The 20,658-nt window shown below is 38.8% G+C and carries 20 protein-coding genes and 1 other RNA gene; 18 read left to right on the top strand and 3 right to left on the bottom strand.

Going from position 1 to position 20,658, the window contains the following annotated elements:
* Window positions 1–106: 106 nt before the first annotated feature.
* From IGK72_RS08345 to IGK72_RS08335, 3 genes are all read right to left on the bottom strand, one after another.
* Window positions 107–439, bottom strand: a complete 333-nt coding sequence (locus tag IGK72_RS08345; RefSeq protein ID WP_002357068.1) for a hypothetical protein — start codon at window positions 437–439, stop codon at window positions 107–109.
* Between the two features lie 7 nt (window positions 440–446).
* A non-coding RNA gene (gene ssrS, locus IGK72_RS08340) (6S RNA) lies at window positions 447–640 on the bottom strand.
* Between the two features lie 72 nt (window positions 641–712).
* Window positions 713–1,990, bottom strand: a complete 1,278-nt coding sequence (locus IGK72_RS08335) for a replication-associated recombination protein A (protein ID WP_002360030.1) — start codon at window positions 1,988–1,990, stop codon at window positions 713–715.
* Window positions 1,991–2,118: 128 nt separating this feature from the next.
* Here IGK72_RS08335 and IGK72_RS08330 point away from each other — a divergent pair, with 128 nt between their 5' ends.
* The 18 genes from IGK72_RS08330 to eno all read left to right on the top strand — a co-directional run bounded on the left by IGK72_RS08330 (window position 2,119) and on the right by eno (window position 20,414).
* Window positions 2,119–2,796: a DNA-3-methyladenine glycosylase gene (locus IGK72_RS08330; RefSeq protein WP_002364174.1), complete on the top strand. Its 678-nt coding sequence runs from the start codon at window positions 2,119–2,121 to the stop codon at window positions 2,794–2,796.
* Window positions 2,753–3,238 (top strand): DUF3013 family protein, encoded by a 486-nt coding sequence (locus IGK72_RS08325; RefSeq protein WP_002388170.1) that lies wholly within the window; start codon window positions 2,753–2,755, stop codon window positions 3,236–3,238. The genes IGK72_RS08330 and IGK72_RS08325 overlap by 44 nt, the downstream gene beginning before the upstream one ends.
* Window positions 3,239–3,253: 15 nt before the next feature.
* Window positions 3,254–4,201: a 50S ribosomal protein L11 methyltransferase gene (gene prmA, locus IGK72_RS08320; protein ID WP_002357075.1), complete on the top strand. Its 948-nt coding sequence runs from the start codon at window positions 3,254–3,256 to the stop codon at window positions 4,199–4,201.
* Window position 4,202: 1 nt separating this feature from the next.
* Window positions 4,203–4,955 carry a 16S rRNA (uracil(1498)-N(3))-methyltransferase gene (locus tag IGK72_RS08315; protein WP_002357078.1) on the top strand — a complete coding sequence of 251 codons (753 nt, stop codon included), beginning with the start codon at window positions 4,203–4,205 and terminating at the stop codon, window positions 4,953–4,955.
* A 214-nt stretch (window positions 4,956–5,169) separates the two neighbouring features.
* Window positions 5,170–7,383 (top strand): RelA/SpoT family protein, encoded by a 2,214-nt coding sequence (locus IGK72_RS08310; RefSeq protein WP_002380422.1) that lies wholly within the window; start codon window positions 5,170–5,172, stop codon window positions 7,381–7,383.
* Between the two features lie 23 nt (window positions 7,384–7,406).
* On the top strand, window positions 7,407–7,853 hold the full coding sequence (gene dtd, locus IGK72_RS08305) for a D-aminoacyl-tRNA deacylase (RefSeq protein WP_002357080.1): 447 nt from the start codon (window positions 7,407–7,409) through the stop codon (window positions 7,851–7,853).
* 139 nt (window positions 7,854–7,992) lie between these two features.
* Window positions 7,993–8,214, top strand: a complete 222-nt coding sequence (locus IGK72_RS08300) for a hypothetical protein (protein WP_002383130.1) — start codon at window positions 7,993–7,995, stop codon at window positions 8,212–8,214.
* The gene (gene hisS, locus IGK72_RS08295; protein WP_002360033.1) at window positions 8,211–9,512 is read left to right on the top strand and encodes a histidine--tRNA ligase; all 1,302 of its coding nucleotides are present in this window, start codon (window positions 8,211–8,213) and stop codon (window positions 9,510–9,512) included. The genes IGK72_RS08300 and hisS overlap by 4 nt, the downstream gene beginning before the upstream one ends.
* Before the next feature lie 17 nt (window positions 9,513–9,529).
* Window positions 9,530–11,299: an aspartate--tRNA ligase gene (gene aspS, locus IGK72_RS08290; RefSeq protein WP_430608772.1), complete on the top strand. Its 1,770-nt coding sequence runs from the start codon at window positions 9,530–9,532 to the stop codon at window positions 11,297–11,299.
* Window positions 11,300–11,448: 149 nt separating this feature from the next.
* On the top strand, window positions 11,449–12,285 hold the full coding sequence (locus IGK72_RS08285; protein ID WP_002385835.1) for a bifunctional hydroxymethylpyrimidine kinase/phosphomethylpyrimidine kinase: 837 nt from the start codon (window positions 11,449–11,451) through the stop codon (window positions 12,283–12,285).
* Window positions 12,269–12,775 (top strand): ECF transporter S component, encoded by a 507-nt coding sequence (locus tag IGK72_RS08280; RefSeq protein WP_002357086.1) that lies wholly within the window; start codon window positions 12,269–12,271, stop codon window positions 12,773–12,775. The genes IGK72_RS08285 and IGK72_RS08280 overlap by 17 nt, the downstream gene beginning before the upstream one ends.
* Entirely contained in the window at window positions 12,772–13,341 is a 570-nt protein-coding gene (locus tag IGK72_RS08275) for a TIGR01440 family protein (protein WP_002371998.1), read from the top strand. The genes IGK72_RS08280 and IGK72_RS08275 overlap by 4 nt, the downstream gene beginning before the upstream one ends.
* A gap of 142 nt (window positions 13,342–13,483) precedes the next feature.
* The gene (locus IGK72_RS08270; protein WP_002357090.1) at window positions 13,484–14,362 is read left to right on the top strand and encodes a YitT family protein; all 879 of its coding nucleotides are present in this window, start codon (window positions 13,484–13,486) and stop codon (window positions 14,360–14,362) included.
* Window positions 14,363–14,781: 419 nt separating this feature from the next.
* A complete protein-coding gene (locus IGK72_RS08265; RefSeq protein ID WP_023894450.1) occupies window positions 14,782–15,819 on the top strand; it encodes a sugar-binding transcriptional regulator in 1,038 nt (345 codons plus the stop codon).
* A gap of 39 nt (window positions 15,820–15,858) precedes the next feature.
* Window positions 15,859–16,860 (top strand): type I glyceraldehyde-3-phosphate dehydrogenase, encoded by a 1,002-nt coding sequence (gap, locus tag IGK72_RS08260; RefSeq protein ID WP_002357093.1) that lies wholly within the window; start codon window positions 15,859–15,861, stop codon window positions 16,858–16,860.
* Window positions 16,861–16,986: 126 nt separating this feature from the next.
* A complete protein-coding gene (locus tag IGK72_RS08255; RefSeq protein WP_002357094.1) occupies window positions 16,987–18,180 on the top strand; it encodes a phosphoglycerate kinase in 1,194 nt (397 codons plus the stop codon).
* Between the two features lie 48 nt (window positions 18,181–18,228).
* Entirely contained in the window at window positions 18,229–18,984 is a 756-nt protein-coding gene (gene tpiA, locus IGK72_RS08250) for a triose-phosphate isomerase (protein ID WP_002362045.1), read from the top strand.
* 131 nt (window positions 18,985–19,115) lie between these two features.
* Window positions 19,116–20,414, top strand: coding sequence for a phosphopyruvate hydratase (gene eno / locus IGK72_RS08245; protein ID WP_002357098.1), 1,299 nt, complete (start codon window positions 19,116–19,118; stop codon window positions 20,412–20,414).
* Window positions 20,415–20,658 lie beyond the last annotated feature (244 nt).

The raw sequence follows: 20,658 nt of genomic DNA, 5'->3' as shown, positions 1-20,658 counted from the left end.
GAAATAAGCCGAAATTCTCCAAAAATTAAAGAACAATTTTCGGAAATTCCTTCTTATTTCTCGGAGTTAAACACTTCTGTCCCGACCTCTTTAAATTCATCGTCTTTTATGACATTTTTTTTGCAAAAGTTAAACTAAACAACGTTGAAAGTAATAAAACAAAAAAGATAAAACCAATTGACAATAACGGGCGATTAAAAATAGCCGCTAGAACACCTAGAATGGCGATAATCAAGTAATAACGCCCAAAACGTTCGATAAACTGTTGACTTTCTGTTGCAGTTTCTTTTTTTAAGAGTGGTAAAAAAGCTGCACTTTTCTTCATCAAATAATAACTGGCTACGCCTGTGACAACGGCGAGTAATAGTACGAGTATACGAATCATCTTGTCCTCCAAAAAAAAACAACTTGCCAGAGCAAATTGTTTAGAAATCTTCATAAAAATGGTAAAATCCGTCGATGCCGGTAATCGTCCTAGAGTATTGAACCCGCAAGATAAGCAGGTGGGTTCCTCGATCGCAGTATTGAACTACCAAAAGAAAAGGCATGTTACCAACTTTGATACAAGCAGGATCCCTAGATATCAATAAAAATGTTCGGTCAACACAGTGAAAGGACAACGCGTACATCACAGATTTACCATCTTTATAATAGCATACTCTCTCAAAATCGGCAACGAGATTGTTTCTTTTTTTGAAAGCGTATTATTTTGTTATTTTTTCTGTTTCCATTCTTGGATACGCTTGAGTTGCTGATGTAAGGCTTGTTCATATTTACCAATATCAATCGGTTCGTAATAACGTGCCTCTTTTAATTTGTCAGGTAAGTATTGCTGATTGACCCAACCGTTTTCAAAATTATGTGGGTATTGATAACCAATGCCACGGTTTAATTCTTTGGCTCCAGCATAGTGGGCATCACGTAAATGATCAGGAACATCTCCCACAGAGCCTTGTCGAATATCTGCCAAAGCAGCATCAATCGCTGTGACTGCAGAATTTGATTTTGGCGATAAACATAAATCAATGACGACACTAGCTAGAGGAATCCTAGCTTCTGGAAACCCTAGCTTTTCGGCGGCTTGAACAGCGGTTACCGTCCGAGCGGCGGCCGCAGGATTCCCAAGACCGATATCCTCGTAAGCAATGACCATTAAACGACGACAAATAATCGGTAAATCACCTGCTTCAACTAAGCGACCCAAATAATGAAGTGCAGCATCTACATCGCTTCCTCGAATCGACTTTTGGAAAGCGGAAATCACGTCATAATGGGCATCGCCATCTTTATCATGCGTTAAGGCTTTTCGTTGCACGCACTCTTCAATAATCGGTAAGGTGATCTTAATTTCGCCTTGTTCATTTTTGGGTGTTGATTTAACAGCTAATTCTAGTCCATTTAGCGCACTACGTAAGTCACCGTTCGTTGCGCGTGTCAAATGTTGTAATGCTTTTTCTTCTAAGTGGACAGGATAATCGCCTAAGCCACGTGTGCTATCGGTTAAGGCTTCTTGAATCGCTTGCTGAATGTCTGTTTCCGTTAAGGGCTTTACTTCAAAGATTTGCGTACGACTACGAATCGCAGGATTAATTGTGATATATGGATTTTCGGTAGTGGCTCCAATCATAATAATTCGTCCGTTTTCTAAATGAGGGAGCAAAAAATCTTGTTTTGTTTTATCTAATCGGTGAATTTCATCAAGCAGTAAAATCACTGTGCCACTCATTTTGGCTTCTTCAGCAACGATTTGTAAATCTTTTTTTGTGTCTGTGGCCGCGTTCAACATGCGAAAGGCATAATTTGTTGAACCAGCGATTGCGCTGGCAATACTGGTTTTTCCAGTGCCAGGCGGCCCATAAAGAATCATCGATGAAAGCATTTTGGCTTCGACCATCCGACGAATAATTTTACCAGGGCCGACTAAATGTTGTTGACCAACTACTTCGTCTAAGTGACGAGGTCGCATTCGATAGGCTAAAGGTTGTTGCATAAAAGGACCTCCTTTTTCATAATCATCTTATTATAACATAAAGAACGTACATTCGCTTTTTGGTGGTTTTTTGGGTTTTAGATGGATATAGCGGAAGGTTTCGTGTATGATAGGGAGTGGTGAAAGAAATGAAAGAAACGATAAATATCTTTAACACAAAAACAACTGAAGAAGTGGCACAATACTTGTTAGGGATGTATTTAGAGCACGAAACAGCAACAGGCGTTTTAGGTGGGTACATTGTGGATGCAGAAGCTTATTTAGGTCCTGATGATGAGGCGGCCCATAGCTTTGGCTTGAGAAAAACGCCACGCTTACAAGCCATGTATGACAAACCAGGTACGATTTATTTATATACTATGCACACGCATTTAATTTTAAATATGGTGACACAAGAACAAGGCAAACCACAAGGGGTGATGATCCGCGCGATTGAACCTGTTGAAGGTGTCGACAAAATGATTGAAAATCGCCAAGGACGTCAAGGCGTGGAATTGACCAATGGACCAGGTAAATTAGTTGCAGCCTTAGGAATTGATAAGCAATTATATGGGCAGTCGATTTTTTCTAGTTCGTTACGGCTCGTGCCAGAAAAACGAAAATTTCCGAAAAAAATTGAGGCACTACCACGAATTGGGATTCCCAATAAAGGTCGTTGGACAGAGTTGCCTTTAAGATACGTCGTGGCTGGCAATCCATATATTTCTAAACAAAAAAGAACAGCAGTAGACCAAATAGATTTTGGCTGGAAGGATGAAGAAAATGAAAAAAGCAACAATGCTCACATACTTAGAGGAACAACTTGAAAAACACTTAGGAGATTACGAAGTAGGCCTTGATTGGGATCGCAAAAACCATACCATCGAAGTCATTGTTCGTTTATATGCAGAAAACAATGAGCAAGTGGCGATTGATGATGTTGATGGTACGCTTTCAGAAGAAGAATTCATTGAATTTGAAGATGGTTTGTTATTTTACAATCCGCAAAAGTCTGTCGTTGATGACGAAGAGTATTTAGTCACAATTCCTTATGAAGGGAAAAAAGGGCTACGCAAAGCAGTTTTAGACGGATTCATTCACTATTTAAAAGTGGTTTTAGATGAAGGGCAAAGTGATTTGTTAGACTTTTTATCAGATGAAACAGCGGAAGTTTTTGAATTGCATTGGGAGCCAGCAGATTTTGAAGCGATGATTAAAAAAGTGGCAGAAACAGAAAAAGAACAATGGATTGCGTATCCAAGTTATTAATTTAGAGGTGAGAACATGAAGTGGACAGAAGTAAAAGTCGAAACGGCTAGCGAAGCAGTTGAAGCAATTTCAAACATTATGATGGAAGCTGGCGCAAGTGGCGTGGCCATTGAAGATGCGTTGGACATTGAAAATTTTGAAAGTGATCTGTATGGGGAAATTTTAGATAAAGAGCAATTCACCCACATTAAAGAAGGGGCGATTGTGATGGCTTATTTTCCTGAAACAACCTTCTTACCAGAAATTTTACCATTTATGAAAGAAAATATTTTACGCTTGCCTGAGTACGGCTTATCCATTGGTAAAAACGAAATGACAATTAGTGAAGTAGCAGAAAGCGACTGGGCAACTGCTTGGAAAAAATATTATCATCCTGTCCGTGTCACACGATTCTTAACGATTGTGCCAAGTTGGGAAGCCTATCACGCACAAGATGAAGCAGAAAAAATTATCACATTGGATCCGGGCATGGCTTTCGGTACAGGCACGCATCCAACGACTCGTTTAACCTTGCAAGCTTTAGAAACTGTTTTACGTGGTGGCGAAACAGTTCTAGATGTAGGAACGGGTTCTGGTGTTTTGAGTATTGCAAGTCGCTATTTAGGGGCTAAAGACGTCTACGCATATGATTTAGATGAAGTAGCAGTTGCAGCGGCAAAAGAAAATATGGATTTAAATCCCATTGCGGCCGATGTTCATGTGTCAGCCAATGATTTACTAAAAGGGATTGACCATTCTGCTGATGTAATCGTCGCAAATATTTTGGCAGATATTATTGTGTTAATGATTGAAGATGCTTGGCGTTTGCTAAAACAAGACGGTACCTTCATTATTTCTGGAATTATTGAAGATAAAAAAGCAATGGTTTTAGAAGCACTAACGAAAGTCGGGTTTGTGGTGGACCAACTCTTTAATCAAGGCGATTGGTATGCGATTATCTTGAAGAAACCAGAGGAAGAGTAAAATGCAACGGTATTTCATGAAAGAAGATTATCAAGAAAAAGATTTGTATAAAGTCGCAGATGAAAACTATCATCATATTGTGCGAGTTATGCGAATGACGCCGAATGATCGTTGTTATTTAGTATTTCAAAATAAAACTGCCATTTTAGCTGAGATTGTGGAAATTGATTCAACATCTGTTTACTTTAAAGAAATTAGTAAAGAAGAAATGGACAAAGAATTGCCAATTGAAGTGACGATTGCGTGTGGGTTACCAAAAGGGGACAAGTTAGAATGGATTGTTCAAAAAGGCACGGAGCTAGGTGGCAATCAGTTTATCGGCTTTCCTGCGAAAACTTCCGTTGTCAAATGGGACCACAAAAAAAGAGCAGCCAAAGAAAAAAGATTACAAAAAATTGCCACAGAAGCGGCGGAACAATCGCATCGGCAACAGACACCAAGTGTTTCTTTGGTGGAAAAAACACAAGAAATCATTGCGCAATTTGACTCATATGACACAGTCTTGGTTGCGTATGAAGAATCAGCAAAACAAGGAGAAAAAAGTCAATTAGCACAAGTATTATCCACTTGCCAGCCAGGCGCACGTTTGTGTGTGCTCTTTGGACCTGAAGGTGGCTTTGCACCGCAAGAAATTGAACAATTTCTGCAGGCTGGGGCGAAACTTTGCGGGTTGGGTCCGAGAATTTTACGAGCAGAAACAGCACCGTTATATCTTTTAAGTGCGGTTAGCTACCAAATGGAACTTTTAAATTAAACGAAAGCCCGCCTGTAAAATTCTTGTAGGCATTCTCTTTGAATAAACAGAGAGTAAAAAAGCGACAGTGATTGAAATTTAAGGGAAATTTAGTATAATAGAGTTGTTGAAAGTGCTACTGTTTCAAGTGGTACTTTTCTTTTTTATTAAAATAGATAAAACGTGAACGAAGTGTTCTTTATCCAAAGGTCACCTTCATAGAGGAGTGAATACCATGCCAAAAGAAGAAATACTGACAGGCCCAGCGGTCATCAAAATTGTAAGTACCTATATGGGACCAGAACATGTTGAGTTGGTTCAAAAAGCATTAACTTATGCTGAAAAAGCACACGAAGGTCAAGTCCGACAATCAGGTGAACCTTACATCATCCATCCGATTCAAGTGGCAGGCATTCTGGCTGAATTACATATGGATCCCCATACTGTAGCAACAGGATTTTTACATGATGTTGTCGAAGATACGGACGTAACACTGGACGATTTAAAAGAAGAATTTGGCGAAGACATCGCGATGTTAGTCGATGGCGTAACGAAACTAGGAAAAATTAAATATAAATCTCATGAAGAACAATTAGCCGAAAACCATCGGAAAATGTTATTGGCAATGGCGCAAGATTTACGGGTTATTATGGTGAAACTAGCCGATCGTTTGCACAATATGCGCACATTAAAACATTTACGTGAAGATAAGCAACGACGGATTGCACAAGAAACTTTAGAAATTTATGCGCCTTTAGCACATCGCTTAGGGATTAGTCGAATTAAATGGGAATTAGAAGATACTGCCTTACGTTATATTAACCCCAACCAATACTATCGAATTGTTAATTTGATGCAAAGCAAACGCGATGAACGTGAAGCTTATGTGGCAGAAGCAGTCGAAGATATTCGTTTAGCTACGGAAGATTTAGAAATTTACGCAGAAATATATGGTCGACCAAAACATATTTATTCAATCTATCGTAAAATGAAGGACCAAAAGAAACAGTTTAATGAAATCTATGACTTATTAGCCATTCGTGTTATTGTCGATTCCATTAAAGATTGCTATGCCGTGTTAGGGGCGATTCATACACGTTGGACACCAATGCCAGGTCGCTTTAAAGATTATATTGCTATGCCAAAAGCGAATATGTATCAATCTATCCATACGACAGTTATTGGGCCAAAAGGGAATCCAGTAGAGGTCCAAATTCGGACCCATGAGATGCACCAAATCGCCGAATTTGGGGTGGCGGCTCACTGGGCCTATAAAGAAGGCAAAGCGGAAAAAATTGAAACAGATGAACTGACGAAGCAAGTCGATTGGTTCCATGAAATTATTGAATTACAAGATGAAAGCTATGATGCTTCTGAATTTATGCAAGGTGTGAAAGAAGACATTTTTAGCGACAAAGTCTATGTCTTTACGCCAAGTGGAGATGTAACCGAACTGCCAAAAGGCTCCGGACCACTAGATTTTGCTTACAGTATCCATACTGAAATTGGGAATAAAACAACCGGTGCGAAGGTCAACGGCAAAATGGTACAGTTAGACTATGTCCTAAAAAATGGGGATATTATTGAAGTCTTAACATCACCGAATTCTTTCGGACCTAGTCGCGACTGGCTGAAAATGGTTAAAACAAGTAAAGCCAAAAATAAAATCAAACGTTTCTTTAAAGAACAAGACCGTGAAGATAACATTATTAAAGGGCATGATGCTGTCATTAAATACATGACAGAAATCGGCTTTACACCAAAAGAATTTTTAACGAAGAATAAAATGGCGGAAGTGCTAGATAAATTCAAATTTCAAACGGAAGATGATTTATTTGCGGCAGTAGGTTATGGCGAATTAAGTGCGCAAGTAGTGTGCAATCGTTTAACAGAAAAAGAACGCCGCGAACAAGAGTTGGAACGCCAACGTCAAGAAGCAGAAGAGTTGTTAAATCAGCCAGCTAAAAAAGAATCAGAAAAAATGAAAGTTCGTCATGAAGGCGGCATCGTGATTCAAGGGGTGGACAACCTATTGATTCGTTTAAGCCGCTGTTGTAATCCAGTGCCTGGTGATGAAATCGTTGGTTACATTACCAAAGGACGTGGCGTTTCAATTCATCGTGCGGACTGTCCTAACGTACAACATCAAGAAGAACTAGCACAACGTCTAATTGAAGTTGAGTGGGAAGATACCGAGCACAGTCGCAAAGAATACGCTGCCGATTTGGAGATTTACGGCTATGATCGTAGTGGCTTACTAAGTGATGTTTTACAAGTCATTAGTTCGATGACAAAAAATTTAGTCGGCGTTGAAGCTCGTCCATCCAAAGATAAGATGGCCCAGATTCATGTTACTGTGAAAATTCAAAACCTTTCTCATTTAAAAACCATCGTTGACAAAATTAAAAGTGTACCAGATGTTTATAGTGTTCGTCGAACCAATGGGTAAGTGTTAAAAGTGAGGCAAAAAAGATGAAAGTAGTTATTCAAAGAGTCAGTCAAGCACAAGTTGCGATAGAAGAGCAGATAGTGGGACAAATCAAACAAGGCTTCATGGTGCTGGTGGGCATTCATCAAGAAGACACGCCAGAAGATGTGGCTTATGTTGTTGGCAAAATCAGTAAATTGCGTGTTTTTGAAGATGACGAAGGAAAAATGAATCGCAGCATTCAAGAGATTGAAGGATCAATTCTAAGTATCTCTCAATTTACCCTCTATGCAAAAACTAAAAAAGGCAATCGTCCCAGTTTTATTGAAGCGGCTCGTCCAGATGTGGCGATTCCTTTGTATGAATTATTTAATCAACAATTAGAAGCAGAAGGAATAGCGGTAGCCACAGGAGAATTTGGCGCGGATATGCAAGTGTCGTTGACCAATGATGGTCCAGTGACCATTGTGATCGATACACGAGAAAAATAATTGATTTTCCTATCGGAACCTCTTGACTTTCTAAGAGAACTTTAGTAGTTTATAGATAATATTAAAAATCTACGAAGGAACGAGTAAGTTTCATCTGTCTGCGAAGAGAGAGTTGCCGTGGCTGAGAGCAACTTCAACAGTGAAAGTGAAAGACATTCTGGAGATGGACGGAAGAAAAGCCGTCCCGTTACGAGCGTTAATCGTTGAGGAAAGAGTAAAATCTTTCAAAACTAGGTGGTACCGTGTAAAAGAGACTTTTACGCCCTTGTATGTTCAACATACAAGGGCTTTTTTCATTTTTAGAAAAAAGAAAATGGCGCACACATTTTTGTGGAATGATAGAAGGAGAGAAAGACAATGAGTTATCAAAAACCAAAAGGAACAAACGATATTTTGCCAGGAACTTCTGAAAAATGGCAATTTGTGGAAGAAACAGCTCGTTTGATTTTTAAAGATTATCAATACCAAGAAATCAGAACCCCGATTTTTGAACATTATGAAGTAATATCTCGCAGTGTTGGCGATACTACAGATATTGTTTCAAAAGAAATGTATGATTTTTATGATAAAGGAGACCGTCACGTGACGCTACGTCCTGAGGGGACAGCGCCAATTGTTCGGGCCTTCGTTGAAAATAAATTATATGGTCCGGAATATACGAAACCATATAAAACCTATTACATGGGGCCGATGTTCCGCTATGAACGCCCACAAGCTGGTCGTTTGCGTCAATTCCATCAAATTGGTGTGGAAGCATTTGGTAGTGAAAACCCAGCATTGGATGTTGAAATCATGGCTATGGCTTTGGACTTCTTCAAACAATTAGGCATCCAACAAATCAAATTAGTTATTAATTCCTTGGGGGATAAAGAAACACGTGCTACGTACCGTCAAGCATTAATCGATTATTTAGAGCCCCATATGGCAGAATTAAGCGAGGATTCACAACGTCGCTTACACGAAAATCCATTGCGGGTGTTAGACAGCAAAGATAAAAAAGACAAGGTGATTGTCGCAGAAGCGCCCTCCATTTTAGATTATTTAAATGAACCATCTAAAGCACATTTTGAAGCAGTAACTGATATGTTAGATTTACTAGAAATTCCTTATGAAATTGATAGTAATATGGTTCGCGGCCTGGATTATTACACACACACAATTTTTGAAATTATGAGTGAAGCGCCTAAAATGGGTGCGCAATCAACTATTTGTGCAGGAGGCCGATACAATGGTTTAGTTGAAGAATTAGGCGGCCCAGACACACCAGGTTTTGGTTTTGGTATGGGCATTGAGCGAGTGTTGTTAACAATGGAAGCTGAAGAAGTTGTGATTCCAGCGTTATCTGAATTAGACGCATATGTGGTTGGGATTGGTTCAGAAACCAACATCGCAGCTTTGCAACTTGTTCAAAGCATTCGTAACTTTGGTTTCTCAGCTGATCGTGATTACATGAATCGCAAACCAAAAGCGCAATTTAAAACGGCCGATAAATTACAAGCAAAATTAGTTTTAACAATCGGTGAAAATGAATTGAATGAAGGCATTGTCAACGTAAAATCAATGGCAACACGCGAAGAAAAAGCCTTCCCGTTAAGTGCTATCCATGATTCATTTGATGAAGTGTATGACGAAATGATGACAAAAATGATTGAAGAATAAAAAGGAGAGATTGAGAAATGGCAAAACGCACAACCTATTGCGGCAATGTATCTGCCGAATTTATTGAAAAAGAAGTTGTATTAAAAGGATGGGTTCAAAAACGTCGTGACTTAGGAGGGGTTATCTTTATTGATTTACGTGACCGTGAAGGAATCGTCCAAGTGGTCTTTAACCCAGAAAAGTCAAAAGAAGCATGGGAAATTGCTGATAAATGTCGTAGTGAATACGTCATCGAAGTTAAAGGTCAAGTCGTTTATCGTGATAAAGAAGCGATTAATCCCAAAATGAAAACTGGCGAGTTTGAAGTGATGGCGACTGACATTACGATTTTAAATACTGCGAAAACAACGCCATTTACCATTGAAGATGACAATAACGTTAATGACGAATTGCGCATGAAATATCGTTATTTAGATTTACGTCGTCCATCAATGACAAACAACATTAAATTACGTCACCAAGTAACGAAAACAATCCGTCACTATTTAGATAATCATGACTTTTTAGACATTGAAACTCCTTATTTAGGCAAATCAACACCAGAAGGCGCTCGCGATTATTTGGTTCCTTCTCGTGTCCATGCCGGTCATTTTTATGCTTTACCACAATCACCACAACTCTTTAAACAATTATTAATGGGGGCAGGCTTCGATCGCTATTACCAAATCGTTCGTTGTTTCCGTGATGAAGATTTACGAGGCGACCGTCAGCCAGAATTTACACAAATCGATATCGAAACGACCTTTTTAACACCAGAAGAAATTCAAACATATACAGAAAATATGTTGGCTGAAGTGATGAAAGAGACAAAAGGAATTGAGATTTCTGTTCCGTTTCCACGAATGAGCTATGACGAAGCAATGGCACGCTATGGTAGCGATAAACCCGACACTCGTTTTGCTATGGAATTAATTGATGTCGCAGATGTAGTGAAAGACGTAGACTTCAAAGTTTTCCAAGCAGCGTTGGAAAATGGCGGACATGTGAAGGCTTTGAATGCAAAAGGCGCCGCAGATAAGTATTCTCGTAAAGATATGGATAACTTAGGTAAGTATGTGAGTCAATTTGGTGCAAAAGGCTTAGCTTGGTTAAAAGTTGAAGAAGATGGCTTAAAAGGACCAATTGCTAAATTCTTAACAGAAGTTAGTGATGAATTAATTGCTGCTACCAATGCAGAAGTCGGTGATATTTTAATGTTTGGTGCCGATAGACCTGAAATCGTAGCCGCTGCTTTAGGTGCGGTACGTACACGTTTAGGTAAAGAATTAGGTTTAATTGATGAATCGAAATTCAATTTCTTGTGGATTGTGGATTGGCCGTTGTTTGAATATGATGAAGAAGCTGGTCGCTATGTTTCTGCTCATCATCCATTTACACAACCAAAAGCAGAGGATGTGGACCGCTTAGCAACAGACCCAGCCTCTGTGTATGCTGAAGCTTACGATGTTGTCTTAAACGGCTATGAATTAGGCGGTGGCTCATTACGGATCCATACACGAGAATTACAAGAAAAAATGTTTGAAACGTTAGGTTTTACAAAAGAAGAAGCACAAGACCAATTTGGTTTCTTGCTAGACGCATTAGATTACGGCTTCCCGCCACATGGAGGGATTGCTTTAGGGCTAGACCGCTTAGCAATGCTATTGGCTGGGGAAGAAAATATTCGTGAAGTGATTGCCTTCCCTAAAAACGGGAAAGCAATTGACCCAATGAACAACGCACCAAGTTTAGTTTCTCCATTACAATTGTTTGAATTAAACATTGATGTAACAGCCATTGACGAATAAATGTTAAATCCAAAGAAAGAGTGACTTCATTGACGGATGAGGTCACTCTTTCTTTGGGAAGGAAAAGGATAACAAAATAAAAAGTGGCTGAGCTAAAAATCTGCCAATTGGCTGTTTTTTCTTTTTAGAAAACTTTGTATGATAACTGAGTGTATAAAGGAGCGAAACAAATGACAAAAATAATTTTAACAATTGGCGGTTCCGATCCTTTTTCAGGTGGCGGGATTCAAACAGATTTAAAAACGTTTGAAAATCATCAAGTCTTTGGCTTATCAACTTTAACTTGCCTTGCTACAGCCCCCAAGAATCATTTTCAGATTCATGACCTGGAGACTTCTTTGGTGAAAGAGCAGCTCGCTTCCATACCTGCCGGGAGTTTAGACGGCATCAAGATTGGCTTGATTCACAGTGAAGAAAGTATGTTACAAATTGCAACCTTTTTGAAAAAGCACGCAGGTCTGCCGGTGGTGTTGGATCCTGTCTTGGCTTTTAAAGAAACGACTTCAGTTTATGAAAAAAGATACATGCAGTTATTGATTGAAAAACTTTTTCCATTCGCAACAATTATAACGCCTAATTTAAAAGAAGCAGAATTACTCATTGGCAGAAAATTAACAACCGTCGAAGAAGTTCAACAAGCGGCGGAAGAGTTAAACTCTTTAGGAGCGGCAACGGTGGTGATTAAAGGCGGTAATCGTTGGCTTGGCCAAGAAGCACGTGACTTTTTTTATGATGGACAACAACATATTCAATTGGTCAAAGAAAAAGTAATGGCCCACACCATTGATGGCGCTGGTTGTTCCTTTGCCTCTGCAATTGGTGCGAATTTAGTTAAAGGATATCCGTTAATTGAAGCAGTTGATTTAGCAAAAACATACGTTCATGAAGCCATTGTTTCTGGGGTCCAGCTAAATGCAGCTTTTGGAAGTGTGTGGCATGAAGGATTACTAGCAGGAGGTGTGGCGGATAATGACAAGAAAAATTAGTCTATATGCAGTAATTACCGCTTTAACAGTGGCTGTGTCAATGGTCTTTATTATCCCCGTCCCAGCAACAAATGGCTTTGTTACATTGGCGGATGCAGGGATTTACATTGCTAGTTTACTTTTTGGTCCGATCGGTGGCTTGACAGTCGGAGCTTTAAGCGGTGGCTTAATTGATTTATTGTCAGGCTATCCACAATGGTTCGTTTTTTCGTTATTGATTCATGGCGGACAAGGTTGGTTAGCAGGGCACTTCTTTAATAAAAATAAAAAGATGCAAACGCTAGGATTACTTTTAGCCAGTCTCCTCATGATTAGCGGGTATGCTTTAGCGACTAGCTGGCTTTACGGCGTGGGTGCGGGGATTGCCTCATTACCAGGGAATATCATTCAATCCTTATTTGGGGTGATTGTAGCATTGCCTCTTAGTCAAACATTAAAACGTGTGTTACCAAAAAATGGTCGTTTAGAAGAAAGAAGGATGAACAAATGACTATCGATGAAAAAATGTTAAAAGAACAGTTAGTGACAATTGCAGAAGAAGTCATTACAGCAGGAAATTTACAAAAAGGGGACCTATTTGTTTTAGGTTGTACCACCAGCGAGGTAGTAGGTGGCGTCATTGGTAAAAATTCCAGTGCCGAAGTAGGACAATGGATTGTCTCAACCTTAATTGAACAATTAGATAAAAAAGGCATCTCTTTGGCTGTCCAAGGATGCGAACATATTAATCGCGCTTTAGCGATGGAACGTCGTGTGGCTGAAGAAAAAGGCTTTGAAATTGTCTCGGTAGTACCACAATTACATGCTGGCGGTTCTTGTTCAGTGGCTGCCTTTGAAAAATTTGATGAACCTGTGGAAGTTGAACATATTGTTGCTCAAGCAGGGATTGACATTGGCGATACATCTATCGGTATGCATGTAAAACATGTGCAAGTTCCTCTTCGCTTGAGCATTCGAACGTTAGGTGCGGCCCATGTTACAGCATTATATTCTCGTCCTAAATATATTGGTGGACCAAGAGCCCATTATGAAACAACCCAAGAACGAAATCGTTAAGATTTCGTTCTTTTTTCATTTCTATAAACATTTGATGAATCTTCCGTAATTATTATAGGAATCTCTTTTTTTCTCTCGGTAAACCACGTATAATATGAAAAGAAATGTAATTTATTGAAAACCTGAAACGAGGCTATTATTTATGAAAAAAATTTATGACGGACTGCCAGTTCATGACTATACAACAAAATTTTCCGTGTCGATTGTCTATGCTATTCTTGCATCAATTGCCATGAACTTTTTCTATCAACCAGGAAATATTTATTCCAGTGGCTTAACAGGCTTGGCACAAATTTTAACAACCCTCTCAACAAAAATTGTGGGTTTTAATGTGCCTGTCTCCATTACATTGTATCTGTTAAATGTGCCGTTATTCTTTATTGCGTGGAAAAAAATAGGTAAGAAGTTTACAATTTTTACTTTCATTACCGTGACTTTAACTTCATTATTTATGCATATTGTTCCGCAAACGGTGATGACCCAAGATCCAATTATCTGTGCTATTTTTGGTGGGGCGATTTCTGGATCAGGAATTGGTTTTGTCTTAAAAAACGGGGTTTCTTCTGGGGGCTTAGATATTCTAAGCATTACCATTCGGAAAAAAACGGGGCGTTCCGTTGGCTCGATTTCAATTTATTTTAACGCACTAATTGTCTTCGTTGCAGGTTATTTATTTGGCTGGCAGTACATGTTCTACAGTGCGTTATCAATTTTTGTAAGTGGGAAGGTCACAGATGCCGTTTATACTAAGCAAAAGAAAATGCAAGTTATGATTGTCACTAAAAACCCAGATCGAGTCGTGGATGAGATTCAAAAGAAAATGCGCCGTGGTATTACAATTATTCATGAAGCGGAAGGGGCATATCGCCACGACCGCCAAACTGTTTTGCTAACTATTGTGACACGCTTTGAGTTGCCAAGTTTAGAAGCAGCCATGAAAGAAAGTGATCCGAATGCCTTTGTCAGCATCTCAGATAATGTTAAAATTTTAGGACGTTTTTACGAAGAAGATTACAAATAAAAGGGTATGAAGCAACGAGAGAAGGGCTGTGTCTATTCTTTCGTTGCTTTTTTTGAAAAATAAGTAAAAAATGCTTTGTGAGAGGACCTGAAATTCCCATTTAAACAAGAAGTTAATTGAAAGACGTTCGTGAATTCCTTTGCTTTTGGTTTAATTAAATCTAATTATTCGGAAATAAGTAGCTATTGTTTCTCGCAAACGAATGCTTTGTTTGGATTTGAAAGAAAACGATGAAAAAAGAATCATTTTTATTGAAAAGACCTAAAAAAACTGGTACACTAAGTGTGTAATTGATAAGTACTTTTAATACTGTTATGAATAAATAGTAGGAAAAACGAACATCAATTCTATTTTTTTAAAGTTCATAGGTCGTTTTCAGTCTTACTTGGACATATTTCGACCCACAAAAGGAGCGCATCATGTTAAAAGAATTTAAAATGATTGAAGCAGTTGCTCCAGATATGCTCGATGTATTACAAGAAAGATTCCAAATTCTTCGCAATATTTATTGGATGCAACCTATTGGACGTAGAAGTTTATCAGAAACGATGGGAATTACAGAGCGAGTCTTGCGTACAGAAACAGATGTTTTAAAGCAACTCAACCTGATTGAACCTTCAAAAAGCGGAATGACATTAACAGAACGCGGTTTGGAAGTCTATCAAGGCTTAGAATTAGTCATGAATCAATTGCTTGGCATGCACCAAATCGAAAAAGAAATGACACAGTACTTTGGCATTCAACGTTGTATCGTTGTTGCAGGAGATAGTGATATCCAAAAGAAAGTTCTTTCGGACTTTGGAGATGTCTTAACCAATACGCTGAATTTACTCTTACCAAATGGTGAGAATACAATTGCGGTTATGGGTGGGACAACAATGGCCATGGTGGCCGAAAATATGGGATCACTAGAAACTGAAAAACGTCATAATTTGTTTGTTCCAGCCAGAGGAGGGATTGGTGAAGCAGTTTCTGTCCAAGCCAATTCAATTAGTGCTGTAATGGCCAACAAAACGGGTGGTAACTACCGGGCGTTATATGTCCCAGAACAATTGAGTCGTGAAACGTATAATAGTTTATTACAAGAACCCTCGATTCAAGAAGTTCTTACGTTAATTAGTCATGCCAACTGTGTGGTGCACAGTATTGGTCGAGCGTTGCACATGGCGGCACGCCGAAAAATGTCTGATGACGAAATGGTTATGCTCAAACAAAAAAATGCCGTGGCAGAATCGTTTGGTTATTTCTTTGATGAAGAAGGAAAAGTGGTCTATAAAATCCCACGAATTGGCCTTCAATTAAAAAACTTACAAGAAATTTCCTATGTCGTCGCAATTGCGGGCGGCAAAACGAAAGCCAAAGCCATTCGCGCATATATGAAAAATGCACCAAAACAAACGTGGCTCATCACAGATGAAGCTGCTGCAAACGAGATTTTAAAAGGGGTAACCCTTTAAAATAAAAAATTTTTGATTTTCATAAGGAGGAAATCTTTAATGACAGTTAAAGTAGGTATTAATGGATTTGGACGTATCGGACGCTTAGCTTTCCGTCGTATCCAAGATGTAGAAGGAATCGAAGTAGTTGCAATCAACGACTTAACAGATGCTAAAATGTTAGCACACTTGTTAAAATATGACACAACTCAAGGCCGTTTCAACGGTACAGTTGAAGTTCACGAAGGTTCATTCAACGTTAACGGCAAAGAAATCAAAGTTTTAGCTAACCGTAACCCTGAAGAATTACCATGGGGCGAATTAGGCGTAGACATCGTTTTAGAATGTACTGGTTTCTTTACTTCTAAAGAAGCTGCTGAAAAACATTTAACTGCTGGTGCAAAACGTGTAGTTATTTCAGCTCCTGGTGGTAACGATGTACCAACAATCGTTTACAACACAAACCATGAAACATTAACTGGAGAAGAAACTGTAATTTCAGGCGCTTCTTGTACTACAAACTGCTTAGCTCCAATGGCTAAAGCTTTACATGACAACTTTGGTGTTGTTGAAGGTTTAATGACAACTATCCACGCTTACACAGGTGACCAAATGACATTAGACGGACCACATCCTAAAGGCGACTTCCGTCGTGCGCGCGCTGCTGCTGCAAACATCGTACCTAACTCAACTGGTGCTGCTAAAGCAATCGGCTTAGTAATCCCAGAATTGAACGGTAAATTAGATGGCGCTGCTCAACGTGTTCCTGTAGCAACTGGTTCATTAACTGAATTAGTTACTGTATTAGACAAAGAAGTTACTGTTGATGAAGTAAATGCAGTAATGGAAAAAGCTGCTAACGAATCTTATGGTTATAACACAGACGAAATCGTTTCTTCTGATATCGTAGGTATGACTTACGGTTCATTATTCGATGCAACTCAAACAAAAGTGATGACAGTTGGCGACAAACAATTAGTTAAAACTGTTGCTTGGTATGACAACGAAATGTCATACACTGCTCAATTAGTTCGTACTTTAGAATACTTCGCTAACTTATAAGATTCATCCTTATCATTAGTGAAATTTGAACAATTGTGAAATAATAAGCGGGGAAGCAACGCGCTTCTCCGCTTTCTTTTTTTAAAAAAGAAAAATCCTAAAATTGACAATACAGGAGGTCTACTCATGGCTAAAAAGACAATTAAAGATGTAGATTTAAAAGACAAAAAAGTCCTTGTCCGTGTTGACTTTAACGTTCCGTTAAAAGATGGCGTGATCACAAACGATAATCGTATCGTAGCGGCTTTACCAACAATCAAATACGTGATTGAAAATGGCGGAAAAGCAATTCTTTTCTCTCATTTAGGTCGTGTAAAAACAGAAGAAGACAAAGCTGGCAAATCATTAAAACCAGTGGCTGAACGTTTAAGCGAATTACTAGGTCAACCAGTTACTTTTGTTCCAGAAACACGTGGTAAAGAATTAGAAGACGCTGTTAACAATATGAAAGACGGCGACGTTTTAGTATTTGAAAACACTCGTTTTGAAGATGTTGACGGCAAAAAAGAAAGCGGCAATGACGCTGAATTGGGTAAATACTGGGCTTCTTTAGGCGATGTATTTGTCAATGATGCTTTTGGTACTGCACACCGTGCACATGCCTCAAACGTTGGAATTGCTTCAACTGGTATCCCAACAGTTGCTGGTTTCTTAATGGAAAAAGAAATTAAATTCATCGGCGAAGCTGTTGAAAATCCAAAACGTCCATTCGTAGCAATCTTGGGTGGCGCAAAAGTTTCTGACAAAATCGCTGTCATTGAAAACCTAATTGAAAAAGCCGACAAAATTTTAATCGGTGGCGGTATGGCTTACACATTCATGAAAGCACAAGGCTATAGTGTTGGTTTATCTTTACTTGAAGAAGATAAAGTGGACTTAGCGAAAAGCTTAATGGAAAAAGCTGGCGACAAATTAGTTTTACCGGTTGATACAGTTGTCTCTAAAGAGTTCAGCAATGACGCTCCTTTCCACACGGTTCCTTCAACTGAAATCCCAGATGATGAAGAAGGCTTGGATATTGGTGAAAAAACAATTGAATTATTCGCTAACGAATTACAAGGTGCGAAAACAGTTGTTTGGAATGGACCAATGGGCGTATTTGAAATGAGTAACTTTGCCAAAGGAACAATTGGTGTTTGTGAAGCGATTGCTAATTTAGAAGACGCAACAACAATCATCGGTGGCGGGGACTCTGCTGCTGCAGCAATTCAATTAGGATACGAAAACAAATTCTCTCACATCTCAACAGGTGGCGGAGCAAGTTTAGAATTATTAGAAGGCAAAACTTTACCAGGTTTAGCTTCTATTAACGATAAATAATCAGTTTAAAAGACAATATTTTTAAAAAAAGAAAAGGATGTGCTTTTCATGCGCAAACCAATTATCGCTGGTAACTGGAAAATGAACAAAACTTTAAGCGAAGCACAAAGCTTTGCAGAAGCAGTAAAAAATGCTGTTCCATCAAACGACGTTGTTGACGCTGTGATTGGATCTCCAGCATTATTCTTAGCTCCTTTAGCTTGGAACCTAAAAGATTCTGAAGTGAAATTAGCTGCACAAAACTGCTACTGGGAAAACGCTGGTGCCTTCACTGGTGAAAACTCACCAGCTGCAATTGCAGATTTAGGTGTAAACTATGTGATTATCGGACACTCTGAACGTCGCGAATATTTCCACGAAACAGATGAAGATATCAATAAAAAAGCCAAAGCAATCTTTGCAAATGGTATGACACCAATCTTCTGTTGTGGTGAAACTTTAGAAACGTATGAAGCTGGTAAAACAGCGGAATGGATCGAAGGTCAAATCACTAACGGCTTAGTTGGTTTATCAAACGAACAAGTTGCTTCAATGGTTATCGCTTACGAACCAATCTGGGCAATCGGAACTGGTAAATCTGCAGATGCTAATATTGCAGATGAAATCTGTGGTGTTGTTCGTTCAACAGTTGAAAAATTATACGGCAAAGAAGTTTCTGAAGCTGTTCGTATTCAATACGGTGGTTCTGTTAAACCAGAAAACATCGCTGAATATATGGCAAAAGAAAACGTTGACGGTGCTTTAGTCGGCGGCGCAAGCTTAGAAGCAGACTCATTCCTAGCTTTATTAGATGCTGTAAAATAAGAAATCACTAACGGTAACGTTTTCTCAATGACTTTTGCAAAAAAATGTTTGCATAGTTTGCGAGAATTAACTACAATCATACATGAGGGAATCCCCTTAGTATAAATACAAACTCAAAGGAGAGACAAAACATGTCAATTATTACTGATATTTACGCACGCGAAGTCTTAGACTCACGCGGTAACCCAACAATCGAAGTAGAAGTTTACACTGAAAGCGGAGCTTTCGGCCGTGGAATGGTTCCTTCAGGAGCTTCAACTGGTGAATACGAAGCAGTTGAATTACGTGATGGCGACAAAGCTCGTTACTTAGGTAAAGGTGTTACTAAAGCTGTAGATAACGTAAACAACATCATTGCTGAAGCAATCATCGGTTACGATGTACGCGATCAAATGGCTATCGATAAAGCAATGATCGATTTAGATGGAACTCCTAACAAAGGTAAATTAGGTGCTAACGCTATTCTTGGTGTGTCTATCGCCGTAGCTCGTGCTGCTGCTGATTACCTAGAAGTGCCTTTATATCATTACTTAGGCGGATTCAATACAAAAGTATTACCAACTCCAATGATGAACATCATCAATGGTGGATCACATGCTGACAACAGTATTGACTTCCAAGAATTCATGATCATGCCTGTAGGTGCGCCTACATTCAAAGAAGCTTTACGTATGGGTGCAGAAGTATTCCACGCATTAGCTTCAATCTTAAAAGGTCGCGGCTTAGCTACTTCAGTAGGTGACGAAGGTGGTTTCGCTCCTAACTTAGGTTCAAACGAAGAAGGTTTCGAAGTAATCATCGAAGCTATCGAAAAAGCTGGCTATGTTCCTGGTAAAGACGTTGTTCTTGCTATGGATGCTGCTTCTTCAGAATTCTACGATAAAGAAAAAGGCGTTTACGTTTTAGCTGACTCAGGCGAAGGCGAAAAAACAACTGAAGAAATGATCGCGTTCTACGAAGAATTAGTTTCTAAATACCCAATCATTTCAATCGAAGACGGCTTAGACGAAAACGACTGGGACGGATTCAAAAAATTAACTGAAGTATTAGGCGATAAAGTTCAATTAGTTGGTGACGATTTATTCGTAACAAACACAACTAAATTAGCTGAAGGTATCGAAAAAGGTATCGCTAACTCAATCCTAATCAAAGTTAACCAAATCGGTACTTTAACTGAAACATTTGAAGCAATCGAAATGGCTAAAGAAGCTGGCTACACTGCAGTTGTATCTCACCGTTCTGGTGAAACAGAAGATTCAACAATCTCTGATATCGCTGTTGCAACAAACGCTGGCCAAATCAAAACTGGTTCATTAAGCCGTACTGACCGTATTGCTAAATACAACCAATTATTACGTATTGAAGATCAATTAGGCGATGTAGCTGAATACAAAGGCTTAAAATCTTTCTACAACTTAAAAAACAAATAATTCATTTAATGAATAACGCTTAAAGGGACAATTGGTTAATGAACCAATTCTCCTTATACTCGGACGTAAAAACACGCCTTTCTGCAAAGAAAGGCGTGTTTTTTTATATTTATAAAAATATTGAAAAAAATAGATTAGAAATAACTTCAACCGTACATCGCTCTATAATCACTTGTTTAAAAATAACAAAACATTAACAAAACAACATTATATAAAAATTTAATAAAACAAAATAATTGTTATT

It is taken from the genome of Enterococcus sp. DIV0183, from assembly GCF_050541505.1.
Taxonomy (GTDB): Bacteria; Bacillota; Bacilli; order Lactobacillales; family Enterococcaceae; genus Enterococcus; species Enterococcus faecalis.
Note: the sequence above shows the minus strand (reverse complement) of the source record. Positions and strands in the feature narration are given on the sequence as shown.

Excerpts from the sequence above, each read along its gene's own strand:
- IGK72_RS08345 (WP_002357068.1), bottom strand. The coding sequence starts at position 439 with ATGAAGATTTCTAAACAATTTGCTCTGGCAAGTTGTTTTTTTTTGGAG.
- IGK72_RS08335 (WP_002360030.1), bottom strand. The coding sequence starts at position 1,990 with ATGCAACAACCTTTAGCCTATCGAATGCGACCTCGTCACTTAGACGAA.
- IGK72_RS08330 (WP_002364174.1), top strand. The coding sequence starts at position 2,119 with ATGAAAGAAACGATAAATATCTTTAACACAAAAACAACTGAAGAAGTG.
- IGK72_RS08325 (WP_002388170.1), top strand. The coding sequence starts at position 2,753 with ATGAAAAAAGCAACAATGCTCACATACTTAGAGGAACAACTTGAAAAA.
- prmA (WP_002357075.1), top strand. The coding sequence starts at position 3,254 with ATGAAGTGGACAGAAGTAAAAGTCGAAACGGCTAGCGAAGCAGTTGAA.
- IGK72_RS08315 (WP_002357078.1), top strand. The coding sequence starts at position 4,203 with ATGCAACGGTATTTCATGAAAGAAGATTATCAAGAAAAAGATTTGTAT.
- IGK72_RS08310 (WP_002380422.1), top strand. The coding sequence starts at position 5,170 with ATGCCAAAAGAAGAAATACTGACAGGCCCAGCGGTCATCAAAATTGTA.
- dtd (WP_002357080.1), top strand. The coding sequence starts at position 7,407 with ATGAAAGTAGTTATTCAAAGAGTCAGTCAAGCACAAGTTGCGATAGAA.
- hisS (WP_002360033.1), top strand. The coding sequence starts at position 8,211 with ATGAGTTATCAAAAACCAAAAGGAACAAACGATATTTTGCCAGGAACT.
- aspS (WP_430608772.1), top strand. The coding sequence starts at position 9,530 with ATGGCAAAACGCACAACCTATTGCGGCAATGTATCTGCCGAATTTATT.
- IGK72_RS08280 (WP_002357086.1), top strand. The coding sequence starts at position 12,269 with ATGACAAGAAAAATTAGTCTATATGCAGTAATTACCGCTTTAACAGTG.
- IGK72_RS08275 (WP_002371998.1), top strand. The coding sequence starts at position 12,772 with ATGACTATCGATGAAAAAATGTTAAAAGAACAGTTAGTGACAATTGCA.
- IGK72_RS08270 (WP_002357090.1), top strand. The coding sequence starts at position 13,484 with ATGAAAAAAATTTATGACGGACTGCCAGTTCATGACTATACAACAAAA.
- IGK72_RS08265 (WP_023894450.1), top strand. The coding sequence starts at position 14,782 with ATGTTAAAAGAATTTAAAATGATTGAAGCAGTTGCTCCAGATATGCTC.
- gap (WP_002357093.1), top strand. The coding sequence starts at position 15,859 with ATGACAGTTAAAGTAGGTATTAATGGATTTGGACGTATCGGACGCTTA.
- IGK72_RS08255 (WP_002357094.1), top strand. The coding sequence starts at position 16,987 with ATGGCTAAAAAGACAATTAAAGATGTAGATTTAAAAGACAAAAAAGTC.
- tpiA (WP_002362045.1), top strand. The coding sequence starts at position 18,229 with ATGCGCAAACCAATTATCGCTGGTAACTGGAAAATGAACAAAACTTTA.
- eno (WP_002357098.1), top strand. The coding sequence starts at position 19,116 with ATGTCAATTATTACTGATATTTACGCACGCGAAGTCTTAGACTCACGC.